Here is a 14,840-nt window from a genome sequence, read left to right as displayed (position 1 = left end):
CGGCCGAGAAGTTCCGCTAGGTCCACCTCTATCCGGACAAAGGTAAAGACAGCTCGCCTGTTCACCGTTCCGATTAGTCCAATTCTCCCCGCTGCAAATGAGGATTGCCACCGCCCGGTTAAGATCATCGACCGATAAGGGCCCGGTGGGATGGCCCGCTAATGGCGGGCGGGCTGGGGTCGCGGGCGGGTTTGGGATGGTCATATTAATTTTCCATCTCCTGACGGGTCAATTGGTTCAACCTGGCTCCAGTCCAAATAATCGTAATAGCTGGACCATCGGTAAATCTCGGCACTGCAATTCCAGCATTTGAAAATCCCAAATCGGCTGGGCGAACGCCGCTCTTGCATGGCGCGGTAAACCCGACTGCATTTGGGGCAGGCAAAGACTACCGTGGTCTTAGTGCCGAGCGGCATCTAATCAATATGGGCCCGGAACCCGCCGATTTCTAGGCATTGGAGGCTGCCAATCAAACTGATCCACTAGCTTTTGACGGTAATCGGGAGTTCAATTTCGCTTCACCCCTATGTCGAACCGACCGAGGCCTAATGAAACGGGCGCGTTGGGATTTGTAGCCGCGTTGTTGGGCGCGTACCTGCCCCGCGCGGGCCCGACGGTAGCTTCCTCACCCGTCGGGCGCTTAGCAAGTTGACTACACTCGCAAGGATTCTGTCGCCGTCAGCCGACCCTCAGATTCTCCGCCGACATTTTTCCCCGGTTTTCCTTCACTTCATAACTTACCTTGGTGCCTTCGTTCAGATTGCTGAGGCCGGCCCGCTCCACGGCCGAGATGTGGACGAATACGTCATTGCCCCCGCCGTCCGGCTGAATAAAACCAAAACCCTTGGTCGCGTTGAACCACTTCACAGTACCCGTCGCCACGTCGACATCCTCCATTTAGCCAATGCCGGCAGCCTAAGTTGATCGGGACATGCCGGCAAGAAAACCCCGCCGGATTATGCCTTCCGGCGGGTTTCATTACGCATTACTCTCTTTTGGGTGCATGCCGCGATTGTCACCAAGCTAACTGCAGGCAATTAAAATTTGGTCTCCCGCCGGCTAGAATCGGCGGACCTTCCTTGTTGCCCTCCCTGGGGTGCGAAATGGGCGCGCGCTGCAAGAGAAATTAAGCAACGGCGGAAGGCGGCATCCGGTCCCGCACCCGACGACGTCGGCCGCGCCGGCTTACGGCAACCAGCCTAATCGGCGGCAACGCCGGCGGCGGCGCCGGCCTTGCAACATCGGCTTCCGTCGGCTGTTCGTTGACCGTCATCTGGTTCGGAGTTTCGATCGAAGCGAGAAAGGTTCGACCGGCATCGGTGATTTGCCAGCCCGCATCATCGCGCAGGACAAATGATTGACTGAATATTTCGAGGCCTGGGGCGCGCGCAGCTAAGCGTCTCATTCGGTCGGTCCAGTCCGATCCGCTGGTCATGAGGATAGCTACCGCGCGCCTAAGCTCGGCGAGTGAGGCGCGTCCGCCCGGATGACCGGCTAATACCTTCAATACTGTAATTTGAAAACTCACCACACGCCCCGCGACGCAACGGAAGTTTCGTAAAGAAAGCAAACCTATCTCGCGCTCTCCGCTAGGTCTGCCGAATTTTGAACATACACCCGACGGCCGAACACTTTTGAGGTTGGTGTGCTAAGTGTGCAACACCGCCGAGCGTCTTATGGGTTGGCAAGCAGAGTTGCACGCCAAGATCATCGACCGCGACGCGACACGCGCACGCTTCTCTGTGGATCGGAAACGGGTATAACTCGAAGAGAATCCAGACGCTTATGGGGCACTCTTCAATTAAAGCACGAGGATCTTCGCAAGCTCCCCCGAGCTTTAGGAAAACCAATTGACCCGACGTCGGCGCGTCGCATAGACGGCTTCTTTCTGAGCCACTTCGAACGGGGCGTGATCGGTCCTGATCTTTCCACCGCCGCCCGCCAAATGGACCTGGAGCGCCCCAACCGCCCGACCATATCTGCTGCAAATGCCGGGTCGATTCAGGCTTGGCCGTGAACTGCTGGATGCAATCGTCAGGGTGCCATCGTGAATTTTTTTGCAACCGATTTCCCTGAACGAGAGAACACGCTGCACAAGCAAAGGCGGTGCCTCATTCATTTGCGCGCTTCAAATTCGGGCCGCTTAACGGAAACGGCCGCAGCGAGGGCAAAAACACTGCTGGGGCCGCTCACCGCCAGCGGTCATCCGCGACGCGCCGGATTAGCCGCTTTAACCTGTCGCGCTAACTCCGAACGGTCACGCCCCTGTCCGCGCGGGTCCCGGGGTGACGATGCCAAGCCCTCAGGGGCGGCTTTCGCGCGCGCTTAGGCTGCGCTAGGCTGGCACAAAATGTCAGAGGACAGCAGAATGCCACTAAAAAAAACGCTTGATGAGATGCAAGCCGGCCTGCGGCAGGCCATGGAGGCCTTAAAGAAGGGCGATACCAAGGAGGCCGAACGAATTCTTCTCATTGTCGGCAGCCTATTAGATCGGCTGGTTAGAGCCAGCAAATGAGCCCTTGGTCTTACAAAGAATAGCACGCTTGCAGCAAGGCTCAGGGCGAAAAATGAGACAGGATCTATGGACGCCCGCCGAGGATGTTAGATTGCGCGCCTTGGCGCTGGCCGGCTTGAGTTTGGCGGAGATCTCACAGCAAATTGGCCGTTCAAAAGGTGGGGTACGCGACCGCGCCGCAAGGTTGAAAATCGCGATCGCTCGAGATCAGAACGGCGCTCAAAAGAAGGCGCGGTTCAAACGCTTAGCACCGCGAAGTCGCCACGCTTAATCTCTTTGAGATCAATCCAAGCCAAGGCTGGCGCCACAGCATGCAGGGTCTACCGAGTGGGAAGAGGCAGTCGAACAATTGTTGTATTCGTTTGCCCGCAATGCAGCGCGGGCTACCAAGCCGTGCAAACCTCGATGGCCGAGAAGGGTGGCTTTGACTGCCAAATTTGCCGCACACAGGTCTGTGCTTGGTCCGGGCCTTACTCTTACTCAGACTGGCAGGCAGTCGAAACAATGCCTTGGAATTCTACCAAATGAGTTTCCCCGCTAAAGGCATCGCCCGAATGCGAAGACAGCATTCCCCAGCCACGAAACACTGTAGCGCTCCACCATGCCCACCGTGCACATGAGGGATTCGCTAGTGGCATGAAATGCCAGGGTCTTCCTCGGAACCACGATAGAGGTGGAAAACATGAACCGGCTCAGGAAATACGTCGAATGGATGAGCCGAGGCCGGCGAACCGATCGGATTGCCTACGTCACGAAGGAGTGGGATTTACCCCTACCGTTGCCCGGCGCGGAATGGCAAGCCGACACAAAGTTTAGTCCCGCCGACGAACTCTTAAGCAATCCGGATATGAAGGCTGTTTACAAAGAGGCTCTTGCGAGAGGCGTAGCATTGTATTCGGCCCCAAGGTCAGACGATGAAAAACGCTGACACCCGCCTAATATGCAAATTCGGAAGTCGCCGCGCGTAAGCTCGCCTTATAGGACGATCGCATCCGCATCGGGAAGATCCACGGGCCAATGAAGGCGAAGAAATTTGCGCTCGAAACCTCGCGATATCTCCTGCAGAAGTTTTGATCATTCTAGCTGCGGTATTTTTTTGTTCGAACGAAGGCTCAGGCTCCTTCGCCACCGAAGGTGGGCCATTAACCGCTCGTTTTCAGGTGAAGCCAAAAGCAGCAGAAGCGTGCAAGCTCGTTGGAACGGTTAAAGGGACCAAGCTTTGGGCCGGCCACTGCGCGGCGGCTTCAGAGATTGGGAACCGTACCCGCGACGAGCCCTCCGCGCCACCGCCGGCTCTGAAGTAAATCCCCCTGTTGCGAAACAATAGGACGCCAAGCCCTCTCACCCCGTCAGTTTTCCCGAGGCGCCGGATCGCATAGAAAAAAAGTCGTCAACACTTGCCACGATCAGCGCCCGCATGTGCTCCTCTTGGGTCACGGTCAGGCTGCTCCCCCGTCGCGATGTCTATGATCGATTTGGCGAGATGGTCGGGGTCGCGTTCAGGTTTTGGGATGGGTCAACTAACTTTCCATCTCCCGACGGGTCGTTTGGTTTAACCTGCCTCCAGTCCAAATAATCGTAATAGCTGGACCATCGGTAAATCTCGGCACTACAATTCCAGCATTTGAAAATCCCAAATCGGCTGGGCGAACGCCGCTCTTGCATGGCGCGGTAAACCCGACTGCATTTGGGGCAGGCAAAGACTACCGTGGTCTTAGTGCCGAGCGGCATCTAATCAATATGCGCCCGGAACCCGTCGATTCCTAGGCATCGGAGGCTGCCAATCAAACTGATCCACTAGCTTTTGGCGGTAATCGGGAGTACAATTTCGCTTCACCCCTATGTCGAACCGACCGAGGCCTAATAAAACGGGCGCGTTGGATTTGTAGCCGCGTTGTTGGGCGCGTATCTGCCCCGCGCAGGCCCGGCGGTAGCTTCCTCAACCGTCGGCGCCGACCGATCCATGGCGGCAGTATTTGGCATATCCAGCAGCCTCAGCAAGAACCCACCGATGTCGTCTCCGATGGAGGGGCTCGGAACTAACCCCTTCTCCAGTTGGTTGAGAACTGTGCACGGAACGCGATGACGAATTCGAATGACGGATATTAAGAAGCTGACTTGGGCACAGGTGGGGCGCGTTACAGATCCAGGCCGATACATGTTTAAGTTCGGCTGGCTGACGATAACAGCCGACGACCTATGGGTTTGGGAAAACCACCCCACCGCTGCTTTCACTCTCGTCCGAACACCGATGGAAACCGATGAATTTCGGCTGGGGACGTTCGAACTGCGCACCGATTCCAATTATTCGGGAAGCGAAAAATAGCATAGCAGAGGTTTTGTGCACAGCCGTCGCACGCGGAATCATCACCGAGCTGCCGCTGCGCCTGTCCTAACAATAGAGCGCCGCAAAAGGCCCTCTTACCGAGCGTTGTTCATTTAAAGACAGCGATTATCCATCCAATAATAGTTTGAATTGGCGTCGGCGGAGGTGAAACAGTCGAAAAATCCTTCTGTCCCTCGCCGGCTTTGCGTCCTCCGACAACGATATCGAGCTCGTCGTCAGAGATGCACTGGCTTTCGTATTCGATCATGACGCCCTCCATAAATTGGTTGTCCGATCATGCCCTGGGCGGCCCTGCGTCATCTGTGCTGAAGGTCACATATTCGCAGTTGGCTGTCCGGGCATACTCGCTCCAGATCAACGGCGCACAAGTCGCCACACGTGGAGCGGGACGATGAGCAATGAGGTAGCTTTGTTGAACGATGCGGAACTCGAAACCGTCTCCGGCGGCGTCATCAACACCAACACTGGGCTGGACGGCATTCCTGCCGGAGCTTCACTCAGCCGGGTGAAAACCTCCGACAAACAGCAACAAGCCGTGCTTGCGTTCATTAAAGGGTGAGCAGGTTGCACCCCAAGGGTGAGAAGAAGTCGGGGGTGATCGAGCGCTAATTCCTCTATGACTACAAACGGCGTTTAGGCGTGACACAGCTGCCGCTGGTCGACATCAGCGCCGCCTTGAGCTGCGCGGATTGCCCTACGCATTGCCCGACCGCGCCGCGCGCGAGCTGCGCAACTATCCGAAGCCTGAAGCGGGTTCGCGCGAGGTGGATGCGGTGGCGGACCTACGAACGACTCCGGCGAATGCAATCAACAACCTAGACTTGGTGGATGTGTTTTGTGACTTCTCCGCCCATCTGTAAACCCAGCTTGTCGCCGCCGCTCTCCTGTTAGCGATCCAGGTCGAACTCCTGACCGCTCGTGAGCGCCTCGCCTTTTTCAACGGGGTTGCCGATGCAACGTGCAAGGCAGTCGATCAGCAACATAGACGCCGCCCTCGCCAAAGCGCAGGCGGAAATCCAGAACCCCGAGAAGTCGCTGTCAGCGGCCGCGAGCCGTATGACCCACACCATTTGCTTTTTGCACAGCCCCGCGGGCTCGGCCAAAAGGTCAGCGACGAATTTACAATACCGCGGTGCCGGGCGCATCATCGCGAGCTGCACCGCGCCAGCAAACAAAGAGATTGGTGGGCGACAGCCGGCCTAGAACCAGTCGGTTTGCCGCGCCAGCTTTGGCTGGAAACCCATCCGCTGCCTATGGTGCCACCCGTCCAAGGCGAAGATGGGGCGTCTGATAAGCCGTACAAGGGCGTCCAGCGGTTCCAGAATTAACTTCCAACGCGCTAACCGAGGTTAATATCGGACTTTCATGGTGAACTCACACCGGAGTGCTACGATGAGCATCGGAGAACCCGAGAAGCGTCCGGGTCGCACAACGACAGAGCCGTCAAACTAATATATTCTGCTTGGCAGCTTTGTTCTTTCGCGCCGCCATCCGCCGGCTGGCCGAGATCGGGCTGAAGGCGAAGGGGAAAGAGATGGACCTGCTTTCGTCGATCGAATTGCCGCATTGGCTTATGATCGCGGGTGCCGTTTTTGTGGTGGTAGGCTTCCTTGGTCCTGCATTTACCCGGAACAGACAAGCCGAAACTAATCCTGTTTTAGATCCAACTGTATCAGACTCCCAGACGCCGCCGCCGCAAGGCTTGCTCGATTCTTCGCGCCGCAAGGACAACAAATGATCGTGCAAGATATCCGCCGGTTGGTCGAGCTCGAGCTGAAGGCGAAAAAATGAGTGACCCTGTTTTGTGCAAGCGGCAAAAGGGGGTAATTGCGGCTAGCGGGCTTGTGAGTGCGGGGCTCGCGCTTAGCGTGTCGTTCGCAGCCGCTGCAGAGATTAAATCCTTTAATCTCAAAGGCGATCGCGTTGAAATTTTCGTCTCCGGCAATATTGCGACGGGTGACGCGGATTTACTGCAAGCGCGCATCAAAGCGGCAATTGACGCGGGTAAACTGGTGACCTCGCTGCGGTTGAACTCTGATGGCGGCAACTTGCTAGAAGGTGTCCTGTTGGCAGCCGTGGTTAAGTCTGCCAAAATGTCCACGAATGTAGGGCGGGACGCGACTTGCGCATCAGCGTGCTTTCTCATTTTTGCGGCCGGGGAAACAAAAAACGCAAACTATCGCGCCCGGATCGGAGTGCATGGCGCCTCCGATAAAGATGTCCGGTCTTCGAGAGCTGCAACCACGTCGATGGCAGAAATTGCGAAGGCTTTGGATGTTCCCTCGCCGATCATTCGCCGCATGGTGAACACGCTGCCTGGGGAAGTGGAATGGCTTAGTCTTGCAGATCTTCGATCGATGGGAGCGGATGTCAGTCGCGCCGAGCCGGAGCGATAAAGGCCACCCGCTTCACGCTCGTCAGACGGCAATGTACGACCGCGGCAACTCGATTTGCTTCAAGCTGATCAAAAGTGCCAGAGCCGATTCGGGGTGCCGATCAGGGGTCAAATTTGGGCGCCGCTTGACTTATTATCCAGCGACAAAAGAGAAAGCGGTGAGAACAGCGGTTAGTCCGGTCGTCAGCATCGTCGTAATAGTACTAGCACCAGCCGAACCGAACGCAGCACCCAACGCGGCGATGATACAAGCCGCGACCAACACGTACTCGAACGACACTACGCCGTCCTTGTCCACGCGCACACGCTTCAAGGCTTCGGCGGTCTTCTGAACATAATTGTTCAACATAGGAGCAAATCCTACTTTCAAAATGAAATGGGAATCGCGAGCCTTGTCAGAGAAATCTACCAATGGGGTAATTCATTTGGGCAAGAGGGATGTCCTGCTAATCATTGGCTAATTCTACCATGATTGGACGAGCAAATCACCCTCTCGTCCGCCACGATGTGCAGAGAGTTGCGATGCAGACCGAATGTCCGCCGCACGGACACGCATTTGCGCTTGTTCATCCGGTCGGATGCCGATTACCCAAGAGCGAAGTCCGCTTCCGATCTGGCAAACCGTCCTTGCGTCTGTCCAGCCTTTCACAGGCTGCAAACCTGCGGCACGGTTGGATGCGACCACTCAATCAGCAGCCCGACCTGAAGCCGAAGCCCTTTGCATGATCGAATCCGCGAACGATTCTGGACAACGCCCTTACCAGAGCTCGAATTTCCCTTCCGACGGCGAGGAAATAGAGCAGGTGCGTGACCGCAAAGGACAGGAGACAAGTCCCTAAAATGGTCGCCATCACATACAGGCCAACACCCGACGGGACCGCCATGGTTACGAGCGATGCCTGCGTGACGGTGGGTACGCCAACCTGCCAGGAGAAAACCAGCAAGCCAGCGTAGACTAGGCTCGAATGCGTTGCGACCGTGAAAGGGAGCCTGGACCTGGTTGCGAGCCCAATGCAGGCAAGCGCGAAGATCGGAAGCGCAACCCCGAAAAACTGAAACCCGTCAATTGGAACAAGATAGCTCAGCGTTGAGTAGCTGCGCTGAAAGATGCCGAACACCCTGAGATTTATGAACCAGAGAAGTTCAGAGCTAGGGGCATATTGAAGGGCCCGCGCGGCCAATTCAGCGCAAAGCGTGGCGGTAAAAAGCGCGAACGGTCCAAGAAATTGCAGCTTGAAAAGACGATTCATCCGACAAGTCATACGCCAAAAACGTTTAGCTTGTCTTAAAAGTTCCCCGGCGCCCTTATTTCAAATCGACTATGGCTGGTTATTTGGCGGCCGCTCGATGAACCGACGGCTGCCATTGAGCAGCTCAAGGTTATTGATGACCACCGGGTTGGTCGGGTCGAGCGAATAAGCCCTCTCAAACTTTCGCCGCGCCGCATTCAGATTGCCGCGCAGCATGTATGAGTATCCCTGATCATTGAGGAGTTGAATGGTTTCGCCCCCCAGCCTGGTCGCTTGTGTGTAAGCCTGATCAGCGAGATCAAAACGGCGCAACCGATCATAGCTCGCTGCGAGCCCCATCCACGCCGTCAAATCCTTCGGCGACTTCTCGACACCTTCCTTGAAATAGCGCTGGGCGATCCCGTAACTGCCGCGGTTGAAATGCTCCAATCCCATCCGGACCGGCTCGTCGGAGGGGTAGTATTTGACGTCGGTGGGCTCTTGAACGGGGTCCGGCCCTCCGGGGTCCACGGGAGCGACGATAGCCGCGTCTCTCGTTGTGGTGTCACACGCCGCAAGGCCGGTCGCTAACCAGCAACAGGTCAGCATTAGAATGAGACGACGCATAACCCTTGGTCCCCCGCCCCGGTCCAGCGGACCAGTGCACTGTTCGAAAAATCATCGCTAAATTTACATACCAAAACTGGTTACCTAGCCACTCCGCCGACCGGCACCGATACTCCGGAAGCCGATCCAGCCCCCAATCCTTCTATGTTGACGTTCTGGGTTGGGGTAGGCCGCACGCCCATCTGCTTGCCCCCTTCGCCGATGTCGGGAAGCTGATCGATCGGCTGTTTCGTGTTGCCATAGCGTGTCACGGCGGCGCCCACGCGCCGAGCGTCATACGCGATCCTGCGATCACCGACGTATCGCGGCCATGGATGGATGGTGTGGGTGACGGCGTTGACCTGTTTGGCGTCGCCGGCGCTCATCGTGATGGTGTCGGAACGCTGGAAGTAGCGGTCCACCTCATCGTGCCCCGCCAATCCATAGCAGCCCCCCAGCAGGAGCGGAGCGAATATGGCCAGCAATCTGATGCGCATAGCTCGTCCTCAGTTCAGGGTTTTGATCGCTGGTTGACCAGAAACGGGAGCCGGCACCGGATTACGCAGCTCGGGGGCAATGATGTGGCCGTACGGTCCCTTCACCTCGCCGCCGGAATTGACATAATCGTTATAACGCTTTCGCACTTCCATCTGACCGTTGAGAAAGAAATCGACGTCATTAGCCGGCAGGCGGGAGTCCAGTGGTGACGCCAGTTGCTGCCCCGGCACCGCCGGCGCAACCAGGCGCGGCGTCACAATGATCACCAGATCGGTTTCCTGCTGCTGGTAGGACGAAGAGCGGAACAGCGCCCCGAGCACCGGCACCGAGCCGATCCAGGGCACTTGCGAGACGTCCTGCCGGTTGCGGGTCTGCAACAGGCCGGCGATGGCGAAGCTCTGGCCGTCGCGCAACTCGACCGTGGTACGAGCATCACGCCGCGACAGCGCCGGGATGGTGGTCCCCGCGATCGTGACCGCGTTCTGGAAATCAAGCTCGCTGACCGACGGCTCAACCCGAAGGTTGATCACGCCACGCGAGAGAACAGTGGGCACGAAGGCCAACTCAACACCGAACTTCTTGAATTCGATCGTAACGGTGGGAATGCCACCCGCAACCGTTGTGGAGGCTATCGGCACGGGAAACTCACCGCCAGCCAGGAAGCGGGCGGAGTCGCCGGACAAGGCCATCAGGTTTGGCTCGGCGAGCCGGCGCAACAGACCCTTGGTTTCCAGAGCTGTTACCAGCAGGTCAACCGAGGCGCCGTTTTTCGTCCTGAGAACGCTGGTTAGCAGGCTACCGAACGGGAGCGCTCCGTCAACCGCGGTCCTTGCTAACGTGTCCACCGTTCCGAGTATCGGAAGACTGCCAGTAGGCAATTGACCAACAGGATTACCGCCAGTACCAATGGGGTTTTGGGCCGTATTAATACCACCGATCGGCTGTCGGCCCGTGCGAGTAGTCCCACCAACCCCACCAAGCCCCGTATTCCCGACATTGGTCCCGTTGCCGTTCGCCGCATAAAGGTTCATGCCGAGGTCGCGCCCAGCATCTCTGTTAACCTCAAGAAAGCGCACCTCCAGCATGACCTGCTGGGGTCCAGCCACGTTCATGGCGTTGACGACGGTGCCGCCCTTCGCGACCATGCCGGTGGCAATCGCCATGGCTCGCTCGGCGGAGACCGCGTCCACTGCGGTTCCGCTCAACACCACCTGGCCCTCCCCGGAGGAGACGCGAATGCCGCGCGTGCCCGTGCTGGACTGGATGTTCTGCTGCAGATTGCCGGTATCGATCGCGACCTCGACATCGAGGATGCCGATCTGTTTCATCGAACTGTCGAACAGGATGACGTTGGTGGTGCCGGTCTGCTTGCCCTGGATGTAGATCAACTGATCGCTCAACGACTTCACGTCGACAATGTCAGGCGACCCCGCGACAATCGTCGAAAAAGGCGCATCGACCCTGAAGGTGCGGGACTTGTTGACGATCACCTTGACCCGCTGCACGTCATTCATTTCGCTGACGAAGACGCCGCCGCCGGAGGAGCCTCGCCGATCTGCCGCGCCCGCGAACTCAACGGAATCAAACAAGGCAAGCGCAGCGCCAAGAGCTATCATGCTCGAGGCCAGAAGCCGAAGCCTCCCTCCTGCTCTACCCGAAACGCGACCGCCCTTCATTCGATTCCCCCTCGACGCGATCCACTTCTGTCCCCGTAAATGTACGGCCTCAGCGTCCTAACAACTCTCGTTGGCGCACCACGTCGCAGAGTTTATCAGTTTTTCCCACTATAAATCGTTACTTCGCATTCCCAGCGCGCACTAGCCTCAGTGAAGACACTACCCGCTCTACTGTCGGCCGCGAATGCGACTCCAAGATCATCATCCGTCATTCTCCTCGCTTGCAAGGAGAGACCCTCATTAGTCTGCTGCAACATCAGAGAATATTTCCCAATGTTGCGAGCGAGCACCACCTTTTGTGCGATGCGAAGAACAGCCACGGCCAACACGCCATCCATATTCCCGATGAGATGCATATGGCTCTCGCGCGTCACGCAGATGCCCCGATTTGACGACGAGTGCTTGGGCCGAGGATCGACAATGGAACCGCGGACCAGATCGAGGACCTTGCCGACCAATTTCTCGCGTCGGATCACTGCATGCCGAGTCGCTCGCTGGACGGCGATGGCCATCGCAGGGGACTCGTCAAGTGTGCATCGGCTTGATGCCCGAGAATGTGCCTAGAAAGGAATTGTGGTGGACGTGCTCGGGTTGTTCCATGTTGTGCCCCATATTGGCATCAGCATGTTGAAGCTCGCAGATGCCGTAACAGTAAGTGCGCTGCCTCCCGCGGTCGTGCTCAGCGTCGGCGCGAGACCGCCTATCATTGGGGCAACGGCTTTTTTCTCCGCAAGGGATGGCAGGGGGTCACCGCTACAGGTTGGTGTCGTCTTGTTCATTACCTTATTGACGAAGCAGTCGTTGATCATCCATGTCCGAGCACCAGCATTCGCGAGCGTCCGCAATGACTGCATGGTGATTGCGTAACGCCCCAGATCGAAGATGGCGAACATCAAGATGAAAAGCGGCGCGGCGACAAGGCAGAATTCCATCGCGCCGATGCCGCGCTGATCAAGCTTTCTCATTATTGCACCAACTGGACATACTGACTGCGTCGCAGCGTCGTCAATTCATTTGGGCACCCTGTGGTGTCGAAGGTGGCATTGCCATTGAATGCAATCGATTTGGCGACCAACTGGCCACAACCGCCCACGCCGCCTACGGCGATCGTCGGATTGCCCTGAAACGTCACCGCTGCGTTCGGTGCGTAGATGTTTCCTGTGAGGTTGATTTTACTATTTCCACCGAACTCCGCCTCCACTGCTGAAGCGTAGTACATGGCCATGTACTTAAATAAGTTCGCATAGGGCTGAAGGGCCGGGGGAAGCGACGTGGTACTCGGGGCAGCAGTCGGCCCATTGAGAGTGAGCGTCCCGCCCCCTTTCGTGTCGATTTCCGCCCCTGGCAGGAGAATGAACGTCACCCCCGTACCGGTGATCGAGGAGCCACCGGTGAGGGTCAGCTTGCCAGATATGAAGTACACTCCTGCCGGTAACGGTAGCACCCCACCGGGGCCGGTGACCACGCTATTGCCTTTCGACTTGAAACCGTCGTTCGTGCACCTGGTGGCGGCCGTGTAAGGGACTAGCTCCGTTCCGCCCTTGTTGTTGCATGCGGGTGGTGCAAGGCCACATTTTGCAGGGAGCGTAGGGTTCGCTCCGCACAACGTGGTGAGAGCGCCATCGAGACCAGAAAAGGGATTGGGGATCGGCGCCGGCGTATACGTGTGCGCGGTGTTACAGAACGATGCGGCACCCGTGCAGCCGCCGACAGTCGATAGCGAGCCGAGATTCATGGTCATCCCGCCGCCGGTGAAGTTGATTGCATTCTTGGCCGTACTGTTCGAGGCCATGCCGCAATTAGGCGCATTGATGTTCGGGCTGCCCTGGAAACCGATAGAGCCTGTCAATGACAAGACGCATGGCGGCTTTTCCTCTTCTCGTACTTTAGCAACGGCTGTCGCGCCTATATTGACCGTGGTCAAACCAAGCACTCTCGCAAGATATGCCGGCTGTTGCTGGCTAACAGTGGCCTGAACGTAAGTTCCGGCCGCCCCCTTCCATGAACCGAGCAAAGCGACCTGGACGGTCTGCGAGATTCCTGCCGGGTTGGCGCCACACTGGGAGCCGGGATAGGAGGTGCCGCCCGCGTTGCAGAACGAGTTCTGTGCCGCGGCTTGCTTGGCGCGATAGTCCAACGGTTGCGGAATCAAGGCCGAGCACGTTGGGTCCGCTAAGCATAAGTGCTGCACAGCACCCGAATAGGCTGCCGCGTCGGCGGCATTCTGCGCGTGTTGCCTGGTAACGTACCACGATCCCGCCTCGCCCCCGAGTGCGACCACGCCTATCAGCGGCACCAGGGCGATAACGGTTGCGAAGGCGACGGAACCACGACGAGAGTGAAGCAGGCTACGCATGGAACACTCCTATTGAAACCGTTCACCGTAAGACAGTGTGAACGAACAGGGATTGCCGTTACCACTCCGACAGATCACCGCTCGTAGCACGATGGGCGCCACGGTGACGGTCGTCGAGTATGTATAGTGCTTGGGCGAAGCAGAGTTGCCTGCGGAGCAGGCAGCCATGGTATCGCTGCAAACGACCTGGAGATTGTTGATCGGATAACCCGAAACCGAAGTCGGGAGCGCCGACTTCCAGGCTGCCCAATCGGTAATGTCCGGTGGCGGGGAGTACTGGATCTTTTGCCCGAAGGCGCGCAATGCCTCCCACGCGGATACAAACCGAAAGCCCGCGGCGGCAACGTCGGCAAGTGGCAGAAGCAGGCCCACCCCCAGGAAAAGGAAAACGACCAGCATTTCCAACGCGGCGGCGCCACGCTGATCCGCGATGAAAGAAATTCTACGGCTCACGAGCCTATCTCGACAGGGCAATAAATGCAGCACGTTGGCCCCTCCGCGTCAGTGTTGGACCGATGCAGATAAACACGCATTTCCATAACTAGCCGGCCATTCATGACCACTCACCAAACATACGGAATCAATCTCCAGCGTGATGCTTCGTAACTGGAGTACTCAGGGAGGCTGCGCCGAAGCAGGTCTTCTTCGAAAAGAATTCGGCAGATCTGGACGGCGATATGCAGGATCAGCAGTGTCACCGTTAGCGGTGTCAGGTATTGCAGCACGACACCCAGGACCACGAGTTCTTCCGCCAGATAGAGCGGGTGTTTGATCCATCGGTAAGGACCGGTTTGCACCACTCTACGTGCCTGCGGCACCAGGCTGAACGACTTGCCCAGATGCCGGATCGTCACAAGCATCATGATGATGCCGACCAGCACGCAAGCGGTGGATAGCAGGTTTGGTAACGCTTCGTCGGTCTTGCCGAAGAAGCTGATCGTCCACGGCATGTAGCTGCCGACGAATGCAGCTATCCGAGGCAGCAGGCCGGTCGCGTGCGCCTTTGCCGGCGGCCTGCTGATGATCAACACCGTCAGGAGCAGGTAGAATATGCCGAGGCAAAAACTCGACAGCAGCGACGGCCAGGGATCGGTAAGCGACGTTCCGATTTTTGTGGCGACCAAAAGCGCCAGCAGCATGAACCACATGCCGCCAAGCAGTTGCATCGTCCGCTCGTAGGGCCAGTTTTTCGACAGGGTAATCGTGCTCATGGTCATG

Annotated in this window: 18 protein-coding genes; 6 read left to right on the top strand and 12 right to left on the bottom strand. The window is 57.5% G+C overall.

Annotation, left to right across the window (positions count from 1 at the left end):
* Window positions 1-678: 678 nt before the first annotated feature.
* Complete coding sequence (locus tag JQ575_RS32485) at window positions 679-882, bottom strand: cold-shock protein (RefSeq protein ID WP_192740466.1); 204 nt, start codon at window positions 880-882, stop codon at window positions 679-681.
* Between the two features lie 1,486 nt (window positions 883-2,368).
* On the opposite strand from JQ575_RS32485, the gene JQ575_RS32480 reads away from it, so the two are divergent.
* Window positions 2,369-2,515, top strand: a complete 147-nt coding sequence (locus JQ575_RS32480) for a hypothetical protein (RefSeq protein WP_212037251.1) — start codon at window positions 2,369-2,371, stop codon at window positions 2,513-2,515.
* Between the two features lie 2,095 nt (window positions 2,516-4,610).
* The gene (locus JQ575_RS32475) at window positions 4,611-4,841 is read left to right on the top strand and encodes a hypothetical protein (RefSeq protein WP_212037250.1); all 231 of its coding nucleotides are present in this window, start codon (window positions 4,611-4,613) and stop codon (window positions 4,839-4,841) included.
* Window positions 4,842-4,950: 109 nt separating this feature from the next.
* Here JQ575_RS32475 and JQ575_RS32470 read toward each other — a convergent pair whose 3' ends face one another.
* Window positions 4,951-5,109 (bottom strand): hypothetical protein, encoded by a 159-nt coding sequence (locus JQ575_RS32470; RefSeq protein ID WP_212037249.1) that lies wholly within the window; start codon window positions 5,107-5,109, stop codon window positions 4,951-4,953.
* A gap of 144 nt (window positions 5,110-5,253) precedes the next feature.
* Here JQ575_RS32470 and JQ575_RS32465 point away from each other — a divergent pair, with 144 nt between their 5' ends.
* The 4 genes from JQ575_RS32465 (at window position 5,254) to JQ575_RS32445 (ending at window position 7,258) form a co-directional block, all read left to right on the top strand.
* Window positions 5,254-5,421 (top strand): hypothetical protein, encoded by a 168-nt coding sequence (locus JQ575_RS32465; RefSeq protein WP_212037248.1) that lies wholly within the window; start codon window positions 5,254-5,256, stop codon window positions 5,419-5,421.
* A 130-nt stretch (window positions 5,422-5,551) separates the two neighbouring features.
* Window positions 5,552-5,722 (top strand): hypothetical protein, encoded by a 171-nt coding sequence (locus tag JQ575_RS32460; protein WP_212037247.1) that lies wholly within the window; start codon window positions 5,552-5,554, stop codon window positions 5,720-5,722.
* A 602-nt stretch (window positions 5,723-6,324) separates the two neighbouring features.
* On the top strand, window positions 6,325-6,600 hold the full coding sequence (locus JQ575_RS32450; RefSeq protein WP_212037246.1) for a hypothetical protein: 276 nt from the start codon (window positions 6,325-6,327) through the stop codon (window positions 6,598-6,600).
* Between the two features lie 49 nt (window positions 6,601-6,649).
* Window positions 6,650-7,258: a hypothetical protein gene (locus JQ575_RS32445; RefSeq protein WP_212037245.1), complete on the top strand. Its 609-nt coding sequence runs from the start codon at window positions 6,650-6,652 to the stop codon at window positions 7,256-7,258.
* Between the two features lie 132 nt (window positions 7,259-7,390).
* Here the strand turns inward: JQ575_RS32445 and JQ575_RS32440 are convergent, their stop codons facing one another.
* The 10 genes from JQ575_RS32440 to JQ575_RS32395 all read right to left on the bottom strand — a co-directional run bounded on the left by JQ575_RS32440 (window position 7,391) and on the right by JQ575_RS32395 (window position 14,839).
* A complete protein-coding gene (locus tag JQ575_RS32440; protein ID WP_212037244.1) occupies window positions 7,391-7,606 on the bottom strand; it encodes a hypothetical protein in 216 nt (71 codons plus the stop codon).
* 340 nt (window positions 7,607-7,946) lie between these two features.
* Complete coding sequence (locus tag JQ575_RS32435) at window positions 7,947-8,507, bottom strand: hypothetical protein (RefSeq protein ID WP_249167043.1); 561 nt, start codon at window positions 8,505-8,507, stop codon at window positions 7,947-7,949.
* A gap of 69 nt (window positions 8,508-8,576) precedes the next feature.
* Window positions 8,577-9,113 carry a tetratricopeptide repeat protein gene (locus tag JQ575_RS32430; protein ID WP_212037243.1) on the bottom strand — a complete coding sequence of 179 codons (537 nt, stop codon included), beginning with the start codon at window positions 9,111-9,113 and terminating at the stop codon, window positions 8,577-8,579.
* Between the two features lie 80 nt (window positions 9,114-9,193).
* Entirely contained in the window at window positions 9,194-9,589 is a 396-nt protein-coding gene (locus JQ575_RS32425; protein ID WP_212037242.1) for a hypothetical protein, read from the bottom strand.
* A gap of 9 nt (window positions 9,590-9,598) precedes the next feature.
* A complete protein-coding gene (locus JQ575_RS32420; RefSeq protein WP_212037241.1) occupies window positions 9,599-11,266 on the bottom strand; it encodes a type II and III secretion system protein family protein in 1,668 nt (555 codons plus the stop codon).
* 95 nt (window positions 11,267-11,361) lie between these two features.
* Window positions 11,362-11,778: a hypothetical protein gene (locus tag JQ575_RS32415; protein ID WP_212037240.1), complete on the bottom strand. Its 417-nt coding sequence runs from the start codon at window positions 11,776-11,778 to the stop codon at window positions 11,362-11,364.
* A gap of 48 nt (window positions 11,779-11,826) precedes the next feature.
* Window positions 11,827-12,231: a TadE family protein gene (locus tag JQ575_RS32410; protein ID WP_249167042.1), complete on the bottom strand. Its 405-nt coding sequence runs from the start codon at window positions 12,229-12,231 to the stop codon at window positions 11,827-11,829.
* The gene (locus JQ575_RS32405) at window positions 12,231-13,622 is read right to left on the bottom strand and encodes a pilus assembly protein TadG-related protein (RefSeq protein WP_212037239.1); all 1,392 of its coding nucleotides are present in this window, start codon (window positions 13,620-13,622) and stop codon (window positions 12,231-12,233) included. The genes JQ575_RS32410 and JQ575_RS32405 overlap by 1 nt, the downstream gene beginning before the upstream one ends.
* Before the next feature lie 9 nt (window positions 13,623-13,631).
* Complete coding sequence (locus tag JQ575_RS32400) at window positions 13,632-14,075, bottom strand: hypothetical protein (protein WP_212037238.1); 444 nt, start codon at window positions 14,073-14,075, stop codon at window positions 13,632-13,634.
* Between the two features lie 110 nt (window positions 14,076-14,185).
* Complete coding sequence (locus JQ575_RS32395) at window positions 14,186-14,839, bottom strand: isoprenylcysteine carboxylmethyltransferase family protein (protein ID WP_249167041.1); 654 nt, start codon at window positions 14,837-14,839, stop codon at window positions 14,186-14,188.
* Window position 14,840: the final 1 nt, after the last annotated feature.

Origin of the sequence: Bradyrhizobium sp. JYMT SZCCT0428, from assembly GCF_018131075.1 — a bacterium.
GTDB lineage: Bacteria > Pseudomonadota > Alphaproteobacteria > Rhizobiales > Xanthobacteraceae > Bradyrhizobium.
This window is presented reverse-complemented; position numbering and strand designations above follow the sequence as displayed.

What these genes read in the sequence shown, in the direction of transcription:
- JQ575_RS32420 (WP_212037241.1), bottom strand. Translation starts at nt 11,266, where the DNA reads ATGAAGGGCGGTCGCGTTTCGGGTAGAGCAGGAGGGAGGCTTCGGCTT.
- JQ575_RS32435 (WP_249167043.1), bottom strand. Translation starts at nt 8,507, where the DNA reads ATGAATCGTCTTTTCAAGCTGCAATTTCTTGGACCGTTCGCGCTTTTT.
- JQ575_RS32465 (WP_212037248.1), top strand. Translation starts at nt 5,254, where the DNA reads ATGAGCAATGAGGTAGCTTTGTTGAACGATGCGGAACTCGAAACCGTC.
- JQ575_RS32475 (WP_212037250.1), top strand. Translation starts at nt 4,611, where the DNA reads ATGACGGATATTAAGAAGCTGACTTGGGCACAGGTGGGGCGCGTTACA.
- JQ575_RS32405 (WP_212037239.1), bottom strand. Translation starts at nt 13,622, where the DNA reads ATGCGTAGCCTGCTTCACTCTCGTCGTGGTTCCGTCGCCTTCGCAACC.
- JQ575_RS32480 (WP_212037251.1), top strand. Translation starts at nt 2,369, where the DNA reads ATGCCACTAAAAAAAACGCTTGATGAGATGCAAGCCGGCCTGCGGCAG.
- JQ575_RS32425 (WP_212037242.1), bottom strand. Translation starts at nt 9,589, where the DNA reads ATGCGCATCAGATTGCTGGCCATATTCGCTCCGCTCCTGCTGGGGGGC.
- JQ575_RS32440 (WP_212037244.1), bottom strand. Translation starts at nt 7,606, where the DNA reads ATGTTGAACAATTATGTTCAGAAGACCGCCGAAGCCTTGAAGCGTGTG.
- JQ575_RS32445 (WP_212037245.1), top strand. Translation starts at nt 6,650, where the DNA reads ATGAGTGACCCTGTTTTGTGCAAGCGGCAAAAGGGGGTAATTGCGGCT.
- JQ575_RS32395 (WP_249167041.1), bottom strand. Translation starts at nt 14,839, where the DNA reads ATGACCATGAGCACGATTACCCTGTCGAAAAACTGGCCCTACGAGCGG.
- JQ575_RS32410 (WP_249167042.1), bottom strand. Translation starts at nt 12,231, where the DNA reads ATGAGAAAGCTTGATCAGCGCGGCATCGGCGCGATGGAATTCTGCCTT.
- JQ575_RS32415 (WP_212037240.1), bottom strand. Translation starts at nt 11,778, where the DNA reads ATGGCCATCGCCGTCCAGCGAGCGACTCGGCATGCAGTGATCCGACGC.
- JQ575_RS32430 (WP_212037243.1), bottom strand. Translation starts at nt 9,113, where the DNA reads ATGCGTCGTCTCATTCTAATGCTGACCTGTTGCTGGTTAGCGACCGGC.
- JQ575_RS32470 (WP_212037249.1), bottom strand. Translation starts at nt 5,109, where the DNA reads ATGATCGAATACGAAAGCCAGTGCATCTCTGACGACGAGCTCGATATC.